Below are 14,899 nucleotides of genomic sequence, written 5' to 3' on the forward strand. Positions count from 1 at the left end.
GCACTGCATGGTCTCATCATCCACGGTGCGGGTGCCCGCCGGCGCGCCGGCTTGGGCAAGTGCAAGCCCGACCGCCGCGAAGTGCGACGCACATCAGCGCACAGGAACGATTCAATACTTGCAACTCTCTATGGAACACTCGCCGCCATGATTCCTCCCTGCCCGGGAGCCGCGTCGCCCCCCGACCGCACCGCAGCGGCGAGCATCGCAAACCAAGGAGAACGAATGACTGGAGTCCCCACGCAAGGCGTCCCGGGTACCGCCCCCCATGTCCTCAAGCCCTCGGTGGTCAGAGAGGGTCAGCCGTTTCCGCTTGGCGCCACCTGGGACGGCCTCGGCGTCAACTTCGCGCTGTTCTCCGCGCACGCGACCAAGGTCGAGCTCTGCCTGTTCGATATCGACGGCAAGCAGGAGATCGAGCGCATCGAGCTGCCTGAATACACCGATGAGGTATGGCACGGCTACCTTCCGGCGGCCCGCCCCGGCACCGTCTACGGTTATCGCGTGCATGGCCCGTATGCGCCGGACGCAGGCCATCGCTTCAATCCCAACAAGCTGCTGATCGATCCGTACGCGAAGCAGCTGGTCGGCGACCTGAAGTGGGGCCCCGAGGTGTTCGGCTACCAGCTCGGTTCGCCGGACAAGGACCTGTCCTTCGACGACCGCGACAGCGCGCACCTGGTGCCGAAGTCGCGCGTCATCGATCCCGCTTTTACCTGGGGCACCCAGCGGCCGCTGAAGGTCTCCTGGGAGAACACGGTGTTCTACGAGATGCATGTGAAAGGCTTCACCGCCCTCAACCAGCGCATCCCGAAGGAGGAGCGCGGCACCTTCGCCGGGTTGGCGCGGGCCGAGGCCGCGGCCTATCTGCGCGCACTCGGCATCACGACGGCGGAGCTGCTGCCGGTGCACGCCTTCATCAACGACAGCTACCTGGTCGAGAAAGGCCTGAAGAACTACTGGGGGTACAACTCGATCGGCTTCTTCGCGCCGCATTCGGCGTATCTCCATTCCGCGTTCACCAACGAGTTCAAGGAGATGGTGAACCAGTTTCATGCAGCCGGCATCGAGGTCATCCTGGATGTCGTCTACAACCACACCGCGGAAGGCAACGAACTCGGGCCGACCCTGTCCTTCAAGGGCATCGACAACGCCAGCTACTACCGGTTGATGCCCGACAACAAGCGCTACTACATCAACGACACCGGCACCGGCAACACGGTCAACCTGTCGCACCAGCGCGTGCTGCAGATGGTCACCGATTCGCTGCGCTACTGGGTGCAGGAGATGCACGTCGACGGCTTCCGCTTCGACCTCGCCACGATCCTGGCGCGCGAGCCCTACGGTTTCGACGAGGGCGGCGGCTTCCTCGACGCCTGTCGGCAGGATCCGGTCCTCTCCAGCGTCAAGCTCGTTGCCGAGCCGTGGGACATCGGCCCGGGCGGCTACCAGGTAGGCCAGTTTCCGCCGGGCTGGGCGGAGTGGAACGACAAGTTCCGTGATACGGTCCGCGCCTTCTGGAAGGGCGACCCGGGCACGCTGGCCGACTTCGCGTCGCGCATTTCCGGCTCGGGCGACCTGTTCAACAAACGCGGGCGGCGGTCATGGGCAAGCGTCAATTTCATCTGCGCGCATGACGGCTTCACGCTGAACGACCTGGTCTCGTACAACGACAAGCATAACGAAGCCAATGGCGAGGACAACCGCGACGGGCACTCGAACAATCATTCCTGGAACCACGGCGTGGAAGGCGCCACCGATGATCCGGAGATCAGGGCGGTGCGCGAGCGGCAGAAGCGCAACATGATGGCCACCCTCGTGCTCTCGCGCGGCACGCCGTTGATCCTGGCGGGGGACGAGCTGGGCAACAGCCAGCGCGGCAACAACAACGCCTATGCGCAGGACAACGAGATCACCTGGCTGGAGTGGGACAAGATCACGGCGGACGACCATGTCATGCTTGCCTTCACCCGCCGGCTGCTGGAAATCCGCAAGAGCTTCCCCATCCTGAACCGCGGCCGCTTCCTGACTGGCAACGTCAACGAGGATTTCGGCGTCAAGGACGTGACCTGGCTCACACCCGACGGCGACGAGATGGGCGAAGACCACTGGAAGGACGAGAACGGCAAGTGTTTCGGCATGCTGCTCGACGGCCGCGCCCAGGCAACCGGCATCCGCCGCCGCGGCTCGGACGCGACCCTGCTGCTGATCTACAACGCCCATCACGATGTCGTGAATTTCACGCTGCCGCCGGTGCCCGAAGGGACCGGCTGGATCATCCTGATCGACACCAACGATCCGTCGAGGACGGACGAGGCGTTCTTCGATTTCGGCCACTGCTACACGGTCACCGGCCGCTCCCTGCTGGTCTTCGTGCTGCAGGGAACGGGACGCCAGGACTGGCGGCTGCGCAGCGGAGAGTTCGGCCGCGCCGACATCGAGGCCTGGGCAGGCGTGCCGGATCAGGCGGAACCGGCCGGACCGGCTGGCGGCGAATAGCTTGCTGCCAAAAGAATGATGAAACCCCCGGCCCGGCAAATCGACTAACGACATTTGAACAGGGCGGCATGCCCGTGGAAAGGAAACCTGATGGCCAAGACCCCGAGCAACAAATTCCCTGCAGACAAGACCGGCACCAAGTACAGCGAATTCCGCAATACCAAGCGCGTCGCACCCGGCAAGGTGAAGGCCGAACGGGATGCGAAGCAGACGACCACTGGCACCCCGGCGACCAAGACCGCTGCGGCGAAGACCGCCTGAGGTTTCGGCGGCCGGGCGCCGCCCTTCCCGGCGGCGTTCCTGTCTTGCTTTCCTACTTGACGACGCCGGCCGGATGGCCGGCAATGTTCGCACTTCCCTTGTCGCCACTGCTGCCGCTGTTGCCGTCGCGACGGCCGTCCATCGACAGATTGGCGTTGCCGGCGATGGACTGGCCCGCCCGCACGGTGGCCTGCACCGCGGCAGCGGCGTTCGACGGGTCGTCGAGCATCGCCTGCGCCAGTTGCCGGTGCTCCTCGATGACTGGCACCCATGATGCCGCGTAGGACTTCAGTTCCGGCGACTGCGCTTTGGCCGCCGACTGGAACAGCTCATGCGACTGCGCATGCAGGCCGAGCCCCGCCTGCTGCATGTAGGCATCGTTGAATTCCCTTCCGGTCAGCAGCGTCAGCTTCCTCAACACCTCCGCATGCGGGGTGGCGACGCCGCCCGGGAGGATCACGCCCGTATTGGTCGCCAGCTGCTTCAGATGGTCCAGTGCCCGATAGTGCTCCTCCAGCATCTTGGTGGCAAACGCGCGCACGGCCTGGTTGTCCGAGACGGCTGTGGCAAGCCCGGACATCTTGATCTCGGCCAGATGCGCCTGCGCGAATTCGCGCATCAGCCGGGCGTCGGCATTGCTGACCCGCGCCTTGCCCGTCGGGCCGGGTTGCAAAGCCGATGCCCCCTTCTCGTTCGCCGTACTGCCAGCATCGTTCGCCTTGGAGTCGCCCATGGCATTGGTGCGTCCGCCGCTGATCCCGGTACCGCCGCTCGACGGCGCGGTGGCGGCGCTTCCGCGCGCTGCATCGCCCCGATTGCGCTGGTCGTGGGCATCCTTGTCGGACACGCCGTCCTGCGCCAGGGCGACCTGGGCAAGCATCGCGCACGCGGCCAGCATGCCGCTGCCCGCAACCCGCATATTCATCCGGCTCATGCTGTTCTCCTGACGGCTGTCGACGCGCACCATGGCGCAAGCTTCGTGCCGGGCGCAGAGCTTGCTTGGGCACGGCGCATTGCGGCAAGGGCGAGGATCATCGCATGGCGGACAACTTCTTTCGGCGCTGGGCCAGGCGCAAGGCTGAGCACCTGGGCGGAGTCCATGGCGGCGCCCCGCCCGGTCCGGAGCAGGAGGCCGGTGCTTCCCACGACACCTGCGGGGAGGCGCTGCCGGCGCCGGGCATGCAGGACGTGCGACGCTTGCGCTTCGATTCCGATTTCTCCCGCTTCGTGGCGAAGGGCGTCGATCCCGGCGTGCGGCGCGCAGCGTTGAAGACCCTGTTCTCCGACCCGCACTTCCATGCAATGGATGGCCTGGACATCTACATCGACGACTACACCCGACCTTCACCGGTGTCGCCGGAGATGCTGGCCGCGCTCGCGCATGCAAGGACCACGCTTTTTCCGCAGCCCCTGTATCGCGACGATGCGGACGGGGTGGAGAACCAGGCGATAGCGGGCCCGGCGGATGGGGCCGCCGACGTTGCAGGGACAGCCTGTGCGGACGCGGCAGCAGCCCCGGCGGCACAGGGGGACGTGCCCGCGGTCCCCGAACCGGGTGACGACCTGGCGGCGCCGGAGGAAGGACGCGGTCGGGATGCGCCGCCGCAAGACGCGCGGGTTGAAGTACGCCCGCCTTGACCCGGCGTGCAGGCATGCACGCTTGCAACGTGTCGTCCCTTCCAAAGGCATGTCAATTTTTCACACGGAGGCGCCCCCGATTGGAACAGGCAATCCTCTCCCGCATGGGAGTACCGCCGCCGCTGGCGCCTGAAGACCAGGCCCGCGCCGATCTCTATGCGCTGATCGCCACGCTGCTGCTGAAGCCGCCCGATGCGGCGCTGCTCACGGCGCTGGCGGCGGCCGACGCGCTGCCTGCGGCGGACGCTGACCACGCCCTCGACCAGGCCTGGGAGGAGATGGTCCTCGCCGCCGGCCTGCTGCCACCGGATGCCGTACGCGACGAGTTCGACGCGCTCTTCATCAGTGTCGGCATGCCCGCCCTGAATCCCTACGGTTCGCGCTACCTGACCGGCTTCATGATGGAACGCCCGCTCGCCTCCCTGCGCGACGACCTGCGCGTGCTCGGGCTGACGCGCGCGGCCGGGGTGGCCGAGGCCGAGGACCATCTCGGCGCCGTATGCGAAGCGATGCGCGTCCTGATCGGTGGCACGCATGGTGCTTCCCGTCAGCCGCTGGGCACGCAGAGGACGTTCTTCACCCGGCACCTGGCGCCGTGGTACGCGCGTTGTCTCGACGATATCCGGGAGGCGCAGGCCGCGTGCTTCTACCGCCACGTCGCCCGCTTCGCCCGTGCCTTCCTGGACGTGGAGGCGGCCGCCTTCTCGATCGGCAACGATGCCGACGAGGCGAAGCAGCGCACGCCTGCCGCAGACGAATGAGGAATACGCACCAAGAACAAGGAAGCGACGTATGAACCAAGCCCCAGCTGTCCGGCGCCGGTCTTTCCTGGCCGCCGCGCTTTGCCTGCCGGTCGCCGCCGCGGCCGCGGCACTTGTCGCGCGGCGCGCGGCGCCGTTGCCGGCCGCGTCGCCGCTGCCCGAAGACAAGCCCACCGGCGGCGGCTATCACGAGACCGAACACATCCGCAAATACTACCGGTCCGCCGCGTATTTCTAGGAAGCGCGCCATGACCCTGGTAAAGAAATCGGATGGCGTCAACAAGGCCTCGCCGCGTCTGCTGAGCCGGACGCTGGAGCGCCTCGGGCCGGCCACGCTGGACCGGCGCGGCTTCCTGGTGCGGGCGGGCGTCACCGCCGGCGCCGGGCTGCTGGCGCGGCATCTTCCGCTCAACGTGATCCAGCCCGCCGCCGCGGCCGAGCAGGTCAACACGCCGGCCGGCGGCACGACCGAACTCAAGCACACCGTGTGCAGCCATTGCTCGGTCGGCTGCTCGGTCGACGCCATCGTCCACAACGGCGTCTGGGTGCGGCAGGAAACGGCTTTCGACTCGCCGATCAACATGGGCGCGCACTGCGCCAAGGGCGCCTCGGTGCGGGAGCACGGCCATGGCGAGCACCGGCTGCGCTACCCGATGAAGCTGGTGGACGGCAAGTACCGTCGCATCAGCTGGGACCAGGCCATCGCCGAGGTCGGCGACAAGCTGCTGCAGATCCGCCAGCAGGCGGGACAGGACGCCGTGTTCTGGATCGGTTCGAGCAAGCACAACAACGAACAGTCCTACCTGCTGCGCAAGTTCGTCTCCATGTGGGGCAGCAACAATACCGACCACCAGGCGCGCATCTGCCATTCCACCACGGTCGCCGGCGTCGCCCAGACCTACGGCTACGGCGCGATGACCAACTCCTTCAACGACCTGCATCGCTCAAAGGCCGTCCTGTTCATCGGCTCAAATCCGGCGGAGGCCCATCCGATCTCGATGCTGCACTTCCTGCACGCCAAGGAGCTGGGCGCGAAGATGATCGTGGTCGACCCGCGCTTCACCCGCACCGCGCGCTTTGCCCATCACTACGTGCGCATTCGCCCGGGCACCGACATTGCCCTGGTCTGGGGCATCCTGTGGCACATCTTCGAGAACGGCTGGGAGGACAGGGAGTACATCGCCGCGCGCACCCACGGCATGGACGAGGTGCGCAGGGAAGTGGCGAAGTGGACGCCGGTGAAGGTGTCCGAGGTTACCGGCGTGCCGGAAACCGCGGTGCGGCAGGCGGCGGAAATGCTGGCCAAGAACCGGCCTTCCTCGGTGGTGTGGTGCATGGGCGTCACCCAGCACCACGTCGGCACCGCCAACGTGCGGGCGCTGTCGATCCTTCAGCTGGCCCTCGGCAACATCGGCATCGCCGGCGGCGGCGCCAACATCTACCGCGGCCACGACAACGTGCAGGGCGCTACCGACGTCGGCCCCAATCCCGACTCGCTGCCCGGCTACTACGGCCTGGCGGAACCGGCCTGGAAGCATTTTGCCGCGGTCTGGGGGGTCGACTATGCATGGCTGCTGTCGCGCTTCGGCTCCAAGGAGCTGATGGAAAAGCCAGGCACGACGGTGAGCCGCTGGTTCGACGGCGTGCTGGAGAACAACGAGTTCGTCGATCAGCCGTCCAACCTGCGCGCCGTGGTTTTCTGGGGCCACGCGCCGAACAGCCAGACCAGGCTGCCGGACATGAAGGCGGCGATGCAGAAGCTGGACATGCTGGTCGTGATCGATCCCTACCCGACGATGACCGCGGCGATGCACGGGCGCAAGGACGGCGTCTACCTGCTGCCTGCCACCACCCAGTTCGAGACCCAGGGGTCGTGCACCGCCTCCAACCGCAGCATCCAGTGGCGCGAGCGCGTGATCCAGCCGCTGTTCGAGTGCAAGACTGACCACGAGATCATGTATCTGTTCGCGCGCAAGTTCGGTTTCGCGAACGAGCTGTGCAAGAACATCAAGGTGGTCAACAACGAGCCGGTGATCGAGGACATCCTCCGCGAGATCAACCGCTCCTGCTGGACCATCGGCTACACCGGCTGTTCGCCGGAGCGGCTGAAGCTGCATATGCACAACAAGCACACCTTCAACCCGACCACGCTGCGCGCCGAGTCCGGCCCCTGCAAGGGCGACTACTACGGCCTGCCGTGGCCGTGCTGGGGCACGCCGGAAATGAAGCACCCCGGCACGCCGATCCTGTACGACCTGAGCAAGCCGGTGGCGGAAGGTGGCCTGCCCTTCCGCGCCAACTGGGGCGTGGCGTACAAGGGCGACAGCCTGCTGGCGGCCGACGGCTCGGCGACGGCGCACAGCGAGATCGATACCGGCTATCCGGAATTCGACCATGTCTTCCTGAAGCGGCTGGGATGGTGGAACGAGCTCACGCCCGGGGAGCAGGCGCAGGCCGACGGCAAGAACTGGAAGACCGACCTGTCGGGCGGCATCATCCGGGTCGCGATCAAGCATGGCTGCGCTCCCTTCGGCAATGCGCGGGCGCGCTGCAACGTCTGGAATTTTCCCGACCCGGTACCGGTCCACCGCGAGCCGCTGATGTCGCCCCGGCGCGACCTGGTCGCGCTCTATCCGACCTATGACGACAAGGCCGCGTTCTGGCGCCTGCCGACGCTCTACAAGTCGGTGCAGGCGGTCGATTTCTCGAAGGATTACCCGCTGATCATGACCTCCGGACGGCTCGTCGAATACGAGGGTGGCGGCGACGAGACCCGTTCCAACCCCTGGCTGGCCGAACTGCAGCAGGCGATGTTCGTCGAGATCAGTCCGCAGGACGCGATGCAGATCGGCGTGCGCACCAAGGAATTCGTCTGGGTCGAGACGCCGACGGGCGCGCGCCTGAAGGTGCATGCGATGGTCACGCCGCGCGTGCCGCAGGGAACGGTCTGGATGCCCTACCACTTCGGCGGCTGGTGGATGGGCGAGGACCTGCGCGAGCATTACCCGGAAGGTGCGGCGCCGATCGTGCTGGGCGAGGCGGCCAACACCGGCTGGACCTACGGCTACGACGTCGTGACCATGATGCAGGAGACCAAGGTCTCCCTGTGCCGTGTCGTGAGAACCTGAGGAAGAACCATGGCATCGAGGATGAAATTCATCTGTGACACCGAGCGTTGCATCGACTGCAACGGCTGCGTCACCGCCTGCAAGAACGAAAACGAGGTGCCGTGGGGCGTGAACCGCCGGCGCGTCGTGACCATCAACGACGGCATGCCAGGCGAACACTACCTGTCCATCGCCTGCATGCACTGCACGGACGCACCGTGCATGGCCGTATGCCCGACCGACTGCTTCTATCACACCGCCGACGGCATCGTCCTGCATGACAAGGACAAGTGCATCGGCTGCGGCTACTGCTACCTCGCCTGCCCGTTCGGCGCGCCGCAGTTCCCCGAGACCGGGGCCTTCAACCACCGGGGCAAGATGGACAAGTGCACGTTCTGCGCCGGCGGACCGGAACCGGACAACTCGGAGGAGGAGTTCCGCAAGTACGGCCGCAACCGTATCAGCGAGGGCAAGCTGCCGCAATGCGCCGAACAGTGCGGCACCAAGGCACTCATCGGCGGTGACGCCAACATCATCGCCAACATCTACAAGAAGCGCGTGGACACGCGCGGCTACGGCCCGGAGCTCTGGGGGTGGGACATTGCCTACGAACCGGACGCGAAGGCGGGCGTGCAGGGCCGGCAGGACGGGCCGCGCACCAACCAGATTCCGGGCGATTACCAGAACAACCCGCGGAAGCTGCCGACATGAAGACCGTGCGCATCCTCGCCCTGGCACTCGCACTCGCGCCGCTGGCCGGCTGCCTGGAGGTGGAGCAGCACCCGCCTTGGCGCGCGGGCGAATACAACGGCAAGCCCGACAATCTGCCGCAACAGGCCTACTACCACAACGACCGGCTGGCATGGAATGCGGCGATCGCCAACCGCAACCAGCTGCAAAACGAATACGAGCGGACCAGTCCGTGATCGGAGCCCGAGATGCTTTCCCGATACTCCCGGCTGCACAGGTGGCCTTCGCTTCTTCTCCTGCTCTCCCTGCTGCTCGCCGCGCTGGTCCACGCCGGCGCGGCGCGGGCAGCGGTGCCGCATGAAAGCGCGGTGCCCGCCTATGCTGAGGAACAGAGCATCCTGCAGACCGAGAAGGATGTGCCCGAACCCGGCTTCGGCTCCACGGCCTCGGGCCGCAATCACTTCGACCGTCACTACATCATCCCGCCCGGCTTCATGCCGGAACAGGATGTGGTGCTGCAGCGCGGCGGCAATACCTGGCGTACCCTGCGCAACGGCCCGCTGGCCGCCATCGCCGGCACCATTCTGCTGGTCGTGCCGCTGCTGATCTTCGGCTTCTACCGCGCGGTCGGGCCGGCGCAGGAAACCCATGGTGGCGGCCAGATCGAGCGCTTCACCGGCTGGGAGCGGCTGGTGCACTGGGCCACCGCGATCTCGTTCATTGCACTGGCGGTGTCCGGACTGATCGTCATGTTCGGCAAGCAGGTGCTGCTGCCGTGGATGGGGCATGCGGTGTTCTTCTGGTTCGCGCTGCTCTCCAAGTACATCCACAACTTCGTCGGGCCGCTGTTCATCCTGTGCTCGATCCTGATGTTCGTCACCTTCCTGCGCCGCAACCTGTTCAGCCGGATCGACTGGCAGTGGATCCGAAAAGGCGGCGGACTGATCAGGCACGAACATGTTCCGGCCGGCTTCTTCAACGCGGGCGAAAAAATCTGGTTCTGGTTCGGCGTGACCCTGCTCGGCCTGCTGATGTCCATCACCGGACTGATGCTCAACTTCCCCTACTTCAAGAGTTTCAGCACCGGCATCGAGATGACGCGCTACCTGCTGCAATCCGCCAACTACCTGCACATCATCGGGGCCACGCTGTACATCGCCGCCGCGATGGGCCACATCTACATCGGCACCTGGGGAACGCCCGGCGCCTACCACTCGATGCGCTACGGGACCGTGGATGAACAGTGGGCGCATTCCCACCACGAGCTCTGGTACAACGACCTGCGGGAAGGACGGGCAGGCGACCACCGGCCGCCGCCCTCCGCCGCCGGCGCGCCGGTGCACCCGCGCGCATGAGGAGATGGTGATGCGGACCAGGCAATTGACGGCATTCCTCGCGACAAGCGCAGCCGCAGCGCTGCTTGCCGCATGCGGCCAGGGCGATGGCGGGACGGCGGACGCTTCCAGGGGCGTACGCGAAACGAAGTTCCCGGGCCAGGTCACCGCCGGCGGCGGCACCAGCGGCGAAGTCATGGCGCAGGCGGCCGGCGCCAAGGCGCAGACTGCCACCGGGGGCAAGCAGGCGGGCCAGGAAGGTGTAAGGGGGCAGGCGCCGACGGGCAGCGTCAGCGGCACGCCCGGCATCCCGGAGGGATCGGGCGGCACCCCGAGCGGCGCGGAGATGGGGGGCACCACGAGCGGCGCCGCCGCAACGCAGGTGGCGCCCCCGCCCGGCGGCGCCAGCCCGGCCGTGCCGAAACAGGAAGGAAAGTGACATGCGCCTGATGCTCCCTCATGCAATCCCGCTCTGCCTCGCCGCCGGCCTGCTGTGCGGCGTCGCGCAGGCAAAACTGCCGGCCCTGACCCCCGAGCAGCAGCAGGCCGCCGCGGCAAAGAAGCAGCAGGCCGCGGAACAGGCCGAGAAGGAGAAGCAGGACCTTGCCGCCTCGATGGAGAATGTGGCCGGCCGCTGGCGCAAGCGCGCTGCGGAGAACGGATGGGAAACCCACCCGCCGGTGCCCGCCGGCGGCACGCAGCAGAACGCAACGCCGGAGATGCCGGTCCGTAGCGAAAAGGCCGGCACCGCGCCAGCCAGCGCCGACGTCAAGGACCCGGCGAAGAAAGGCAAGTAGCGGACCGGCGCCGCAACCTTGCCTACCCGTGCCGGCGTCGTGGACAGATCGCATCGGAGAAAGGAAATACACATGCTGATGGGCACCATGCCGATCGCGGTGGTCATGCAACGTCATCCGCCGGCGCATCGCTGGGCCGACTGCTCCTGGTCGGCCGCCGCTGTCGTCGCGGGCGCCGCCGGCGGCGACGCGCCCTGCCTGCTGGCGTCGCGCGAGGACACGCAGTCCTGGCTGATTCCCGGCTTGCGCCTCGAACTGCACCGGGATGAGGACGACGGCTATTTCGAGAACTGGGTCGCGCCGGAGCCCAAGGTCTTCGTCATGTGGCGCATGCAGGGCGCGCTCGCGACGCCGGTGCTTGCCTCGGTCAGCTATGGCGAGGGCACCCGCATGCTCGACTCCGGCGACTGCACCGACGGCGTGCCGATGCCGCCCGAGATCCACGCCTGGCTGGCGGCATACCTGCGGGCCTACTACCGCCCGAAGCCGCGTCAAGGCAGGGAGCATGGCTGAACCATGCGACCCATTGCACCGGATTAATCTAAAACTTCGGCTGGTCAGCCTTGCCCGCGCTGTCTATCCTGCGATTAGCAGATGGCGGGAAGGAATTGTCCGATGGGCGCACCTGAAGACGCACTGAAGAAAGTGCGACAGACTGACGTGAGGCAGCACCACACCGTCGACAGGAAGACGGCGGTGCTGTGCATCGTCCTGTCCGCGGCAGTGAGTATCGGAGGCGTCCTGTTCTTCGTGCTCTGAGCCGGAAGAGGATGCACGCAGGCTGCGCGCTTGCAACACGCTCGCGGTGCGCGCGGCGACACGCCGGGGCGGCGCAAGAACGCCTTACGCATCCGCCCTGCATCCCGGAGACCGCATTGCGTGGCAATCCGGTCGATGTTCCATCCGGCGCCTGCCGCATCTGCCGCGCCGCCTGTCACGGGACGCCCCGATCGCCGTGGCAGGCGCGACCGGCAGCCGCCCGGCAGGCCCGGGCGAAACAGCGCGGGCGCATCCGCGCCTTCGCGGCAAGCCGTGCAACGTTCAGCCCCGGGTCGCCGATGTTCTTGGCGATCCACGCGCGAAGGTTGCCGAAGGCACCCTGGTCCTGCGCCTGTACGTTGAGGAGTTCGCCGAGCCGGGGCCGGCCGCCGGGTCTCTTGAGGAATACAACCAGCTCGCGCGCGACGCTGAGCGGGACGCGCGGTCGAAGTCATCCTCTTTCGAAGCGCGCAAGGTCGATGCCGGCGGTGACGCTTACCCGACACCCGGCAATGTCCGGAATGCCCATCCAGAGCGTTTGCGACCCACCCCGCCAGTGCATGTCGCGGGGACGCCGCACGGAAAATTCCTGCTTCCGCTATGCTTGCGGACGAGCGACGGCGCCGGCTCTTTGCGAGGGTGCTCTCGTAGGTGTTTTTCCGACAAGACGCGCCCCATGGACCGACACGACCGCGCAACGAAACGTCAATCCATCCTGACGGTCGACGACGACGACATCCTTCTCGACCTCTATCACACCTGTCTCCAGAACGAGGGCTGCGTGCTGCTGCGGGCGACCAACGCCCGCGAGGCACTGCAGATCTGCGTTGAGGAAGCGCCCGACCTGCTCCTGGTCGACTACCTGATGCCGGGCATGACGGGTCTCGACCTCGTCGTGGCACTGCGCAAGCGCGAGCAGACGCGGAATCTTCCGATACTGATGATCACGGCGTCGGCCGACAAGGAAATCCGCCTCGCTGCCCTTTCGGCCGGCGTCGACGACTTTCTTGCGAAACCGGTCGATCCCGCGGAGCTCATCGCGCGCGCGCGCAACCTCCTGCGCCTCAAGTCCTACCAGGATGACCTGCACATGCAGAACACCCGGCTGGAACAGCAGGTGGCCGAGCGAACAAGGACGCTGCGCGAGAACGAGGTGAAGATCAGCCGGCTGACGCGCATCTATGCGGTGCTGAGCGGCATCAACTCGGCCATCGTGCGTATCCATGACCGGCAGCGGCTGCTGGAGGAGGCGTGCAGGATCGCCGTCGCCCACGGCGCATTCCGGTCCGCGTGGATCGGCCTGATCGACCAGGACACGCTGGACGGCGCGATTGTCGCCGCCAGCGGAGGCAACGACTACCTGGCGAAGGTACGGCTGACGGCGCGCCCGGATACGCCCTACAGCGAGCGTCCGGCCTGCGTGGCGGCACGCGAGGCGAGGCCGGTCATCTGCCAGGACATTTCCCGCGCGGGGGCCCTGCGCGAGGTGCTGGCCGACCTGGAGTCGCACGGACACCGGTCGGTCGCGGCCTTTCCACTGCTCGTGGACGGGCAGGTGGTGGGCGTCATGTCGCTGTTCGCCGACGAAGTGGGCTTCTTCGACGAGCAGGAGCTCAAGCTGCTCAATGAACTTGCAGGCGATATTTCCTTCGGACTGCAGTACATCGAGAAGGAAGAACGCCTGCAATACCTGGCGTACTACGATCCGCTGACAGGATTGCCCAATCGCGCGTTCTTCACCGAACAGCTGTCGCGGATGATCAGCAGCGCCCGGCAGACCTCGCGTCCGCTGGCGGTGGTGGTCGGCGATATCACCCGGTTCCGGGTGGTCAACGAAACCATCGGTCGCAACGCCGGGGATGAGCTCCTGCGCGAAGCAGCGCGGCGCCTTACCGCCCTCGCGCGCAACCCGGAGCGGCTGGCCCGCGTCGGCGCGGCCTCCTTCGCGTCCATCCTCGACGACGATGACCTGACCGCCATGGCGCACAGGGTCGAGCGCGTCGTGGAGGGCGCGGTGCGCGCGCCCTTCGTCCTGAACGGAGAAGAACTCAGCCTCACGCTCGCCGCCGGCGTGGCGCGATACCCCGAGGACGGGGAGACCGCAGAGGCCTTGTTCAAGAACGCGGAAGCCGCCATGATGCAGGCAAAACTGGACGCCCAGCCCTACCGGTTCTACGAGTCTTCCATCCACACCAGGGTCGCAGAGGATCTCAAGCTGGAACACAAGCTGCGTCGCGCGATCGAGAAGGAAGAATTTGTCCTGTACTACCAGCCGAAGGTCGCCTCGACCAGCGGACGGACAGTGGGCTTGGAGGCGCTGCTGCGCTGGAATGATCCGGAGACAGGCCTGGTGCCGCCGGTGCGCTTCATATCGATACTGGAGGAAACCGGCCTCATCGCCTCGGTGGGCCAGTGGGTGATCGCGCAGGCGCTCAAGGATCTCGCCGCCTTGCGCGCCCGGGGCATCGCGGTGCCCGGGGTATCGGTCAACGCGTCCATCCACCAGCTTTGCGATGACCGTTTCCCGCTGCTGGTAAGCGAGGCCGTCGCTGCTTCGGGCCTGCCGCCCGGCTGCCTCGAGATCGAGATCACCGAGAGCCTGTTCATGCGTGACATCGAAACCAATGTCCGCAAGCTCGAGGCCATCAAGGCACAGGGCGTGCGGATTGCGATCGACGATTTCGGTACCGGCTACTCCTCGCTCAGCTACCTGGCCAAGCTGCCGGTGCACACGCTGAAGATCGATCGTTCGTTCATCGCGCCGATGACCAGCAGTTCCGACGGCATGGCGATCGTCTCGGCAGTCATCTCCCTCGCGCACGCGCTCAACCTGGACGTCGTCGCCGAGGGCGTCGAACTGGAAGAGCAGGCCAGGTTCCTGCGCCTGCTCAAGTGCGATGCCATGCAGGGTTACTACTTCGGCCGTCCGGTTGCGCTGGCCGAGCTCGAGGCCCAGTTGCGCGCGGCGGCCGGCAGCGCCGCGGGCACGACCGCGGGCTGACGCGTTTCCGGCAGCGCGCTCCCGCGGTCGGCAAGCCGCGCGACCGGATCAA

Annotated in this window: 15 protein-coding genes; 14 read left to right on the plus strand and 1 reads right to left on the minus strand. The window is 66.6% G+C overall.

Annotated features, from left to right (window positions below; translation table 11 throughout):
• Positions 1-225: 225 nt before the first annotated feature.
• Together glgX and VIM12_RS13100 are read left to right on the plus strand one after the other, a co-directional pair.
• On the plus strand, positions 226-2,499 hold the full coding sequence (gene glgX / locus VIM12_RS13095; RefSeq protein WP_331942094.1) for a glycogen debranching protein GlgX: 2,274 nt from the start codon (positions 226-228) through the stop codon (positions 2,497-2,499).
• A 90-nt stretch (positions 2,500-2,589) separates the two neighbouring features.
• A complete protein-coding gene (locus VIM12_RS13100; protein WP_331942095.1) occupies positions 2,590-2,760 on the plus strand; it encodes a hypothetical protein in 171 nt (56 codons plus the stop codon).
• Between the two features lie 52 nt (positions 2,761-2,812).
• Here VIM12_RS13100 and VIM12_RS13105 read toward each other — a convergent pair whose 3' ends face one another.
• Positions 2,813-3,694, minus strand: coding sequence for a DUF4142 domain-containing protein (locus VIM12_RS13105; RefSeq protein ID WP_331942096.1), 882 nt, complete (start codon positions 3,692-3,694; stop codon positions 2,813-2,815).
• A 104-nt stretch (positions 3,695-3,798) separates the two neighbouring features.
• Here VIM12_RS13105 and VIM12_RS13110 point away from each other — a divergent pair, with 104 nt between their 5' ends.
• The 12 genes from VIM12_RS13110 to VIM12_RS13165 all read left to right on the plus strand — a co-directional run bounded on the left by VIM12_RS13110 (position 3,799) and on the right by VIM12_RS13165 (position 14,847).
• Positions 3,799-4,398, plus strand: a complete 600-nt coding sequence (locus VIM12_RS13110; RefSeq protein ID WP_331942097.1) for a DUF3306 domain-containing protein — start codon at positions 3,799-3,801, stop codon at positions 4,396-4,398.
• Positions 4,399-4,478: 80 nt separating this feature from the next.
• Entirely contained in the window at positions 4,479-5,159 is a 681-nt protein-coding gene (locus VIM12_RS13115) for a TorD/DmsD family molecular chaperone (protein ID WP_331942098.1), read from the plus strand.
• 31 nt (positions 5,160-5,190) lie between these two features.
• Positions 5,191-5,397 carry a formate dehydrogenase gene (locus VIM12_RS13120; RefSeq protein ID WP_331942099.1) on the plus strand — a complete coding sequence of 69 codons (207 nt, stop codon included), beginning with the start codon at positions 5,191-5,193 and terminating at the stop codon, positions 5,395-5,397.
• A 10-nt stretch (positions 5,398-5,407) separates the two neighbouring features.
• On the plus strand, positions 5,408-8,287 hold the full coding sequence (locus tag VIM12_RS13125; protein WP_331942100.1) for a formate dehydrogenase subunit alpha: 2,880 nt from the start codon (positions 5,408-5,410) through the stop codon (positions 8,285-8,287).
• Positions 8,288-8,308: 21 nt separating this feature from the next.
• Positions 8,309-8,977, plus strand: coding sequence for a formate dehydrogenase FDH3 subunit beta (gene fdh3B, locus VIM12_RS13130; RefSeq protein ID WP_331942101.1), 669 nt, complete (start codon positions 8,309-8,311; stop codon positions 8,975-8,977).
• Positions 8,974-9,192, plus strand: coding sequence for a hypothetical protein (locus VIM12_RS13135; RefSeq protein ID WP_331942102.1), 219 nt, complete (start codon positions 8,974-8,976; stop codon positions 9,190-9,192). Before fdh3B ends, VIM12_RS13135 begins: the two co-directional genes overlap by 4 nt.
• Before the next feature lie 12 nt (positions 9,193-9,204).
• Positions 9,205-10,311, plus strand: a complete 1,107-nt coding sequence (locus VIM12_RS13140; protein ID WP_331942103.1) for a formate dehydrogenase subunit gamma — start codon at positions 9,205-9,207, stop codon at positions 10,309-10,311.
• 10 nt (positions 10,312-10,321) lie between these two features.
• The gene (locus VIM12_RS13145; protein WP_331942104.1) at positions 10,322-10,729 is read left to right on the plus strand and encodes a hypothetical protein; all 408 of its coding nucleotides are present in this window, start codon (positions 10,322-10,324) and stop codon (positions 10,727-10,729) included.
• Position 10,730: 1 nt separating this feature from the next.
• A complete protein-coding gene (locus tag VIM12_RS13150) occupies positions 10,731-11,087 on the plus strand; it encodes a hypothetical protein (RefSeq protein ID WP_331942105.1) in 357 nt (118 codons plus the stop codon).
• A 72-nt stretch (positions 11,088-11,159) separates the two neighbouring features.
• The gene (locus VIM12_RS13155; protein ID WP_331942106.1) at positions 11,160-11,600 is read left to right on the plus strand and encodes a DUF3305 domain-containing protein; all 441 of its coding nucleotides are present in this window, start codon (positions 11,160-11,162) and stop codon (positions 11,598-11,600) included.
• Positions 11,601-11,702: 102 nt separating this feature from the next.
• Complete coding sequence (locus VIM12_RS13160; protein ID WP_331942107.1) at positions 11,703-11,846, plus strand: hypothetical protein; 144 nt, start codon at positions 11,703-11,705, stop codon at positions 11,844-11,846.
• A gap of 676 nt (positions 11,847-12,522) precedes the next feature.
• A complete protein-coding gene (locus VIM12_RS13165; RefSeq protein WP_331942108.1) occupies positions 12,523-14,847 on the plus strand; it encodes an EAL domain-containing response regulator in 2,325 nt (774 codons plus the stop codon).
• Positions 14,848-14,899: the final 52 nt, after the last annotated feature.

Origin of the sequence: Noviherbaspirillum sp. (assembly GCF_036563305.1) — a bacterium.
Taxonomy (GTDB): Bacteria; Pseudomonadota; Gammaproteobacteria; order Burkholderiales; family Burkholderiaceae_D; genus Noviherbaspirillum.

Bases quoted from the DNA above. Each gene is read 5' to 3' on its own strand.
- glgX (WP_331942094.1), top strand. From the start codon at position 226: ATGACTGGAGTCCCCACGCAAGGCGTCCCGGGTACCGCCCCCCATGTC.
- VIM12_RS13100 (WP_331942095.1), top strand. From the start codon at position 2,590: ATGGCCAAGACCCCGAGCAACAAATTCCCTGCAGACAAGACCGGCACC.
- VIM12_RS13105 (WP_331942096.1), bottom strand. From the start codon at position 3,694: ATGAGCCGGATGAATATGCGGGTTGCGGGCAGCGGCATGCTGGCCGCG.
- VIM12_RS13110 (WP_331942097.1), top strand. From the start codon at position 3,799: ATGGCGGACAACTTCTTTCGGCGCTGGGCCAGGCGCAAGGCTGAGCAC.
- VIM12_RS13120 (WP_331942099.1), top strand. From the start codon at position 5,191: ATGAACCAAGCCCCAGCTGTCCGGCGCCGGTCTTTCCTGGCCGCCGCG.
- VIM12_RS13125 (WP_331942100.1), top strand. From the start codon at position 5,408: ATGACCCTGGTAAAGAAATCGGATGGCGTCAACAAGGCCTCGCCGCGT.
- fdh3B (WP_331942101.1), top strand. From the start codon at position 8,309: ATGAAATTCATCTGTGACACCGAGCGTTGCATCGACTGCAACGGCTGC.
- VIM12_RS13135 (WP_331942102.1), top strand. From the start codon at position 8,974: ATGAAGACCGTGCGCATCCTCGCCCTGGCACTCGCACTCGCGCCGCTG.
- VIM12_RS13140 (WP_331942103.1), top strand. From the start codon at position 9,205: ATGCTTTCCCGATACTCCCGGCTGCACAGGTGGCCTTCGCTTCTTCTC.
- VIM12_RS13145 (WP_331942104.1), top strand. From the start codon at position 10,322: ATGCGGACCAGGCAATTGACGGCATTCCTCGCGACAAGCGCAGCCGCA.
- VIM12_RS13150 (WP_331942105.1), top strand. From the start codon at position 10,731: ATGCGCCTGATGCTCCCTCATGCAATCCCGCTCTGCCTCGCCGCCGGC.
- VIM12_RS13155 (WP_331942106.1), top strand. From the start codon at position 11,160: ATGCTGATGGGCACCATGCCGATCGCGGTGGTCATGCAACGTCATCCG.
- VIM12_RS13160 (WP_331942107.1), top strand. From the start codon at position 11,703: ATGGGCGCACCTGAAGACGCACTGAAGAAAGTGCGACAGACTGACGTG.
- VIM12_RS13165 (WP_331942108.1), top strand. From the start codon at position 12,523: ATGGACCGACACGACCGCGCAACGAAACGTCAATCCATCCTGACGGTC.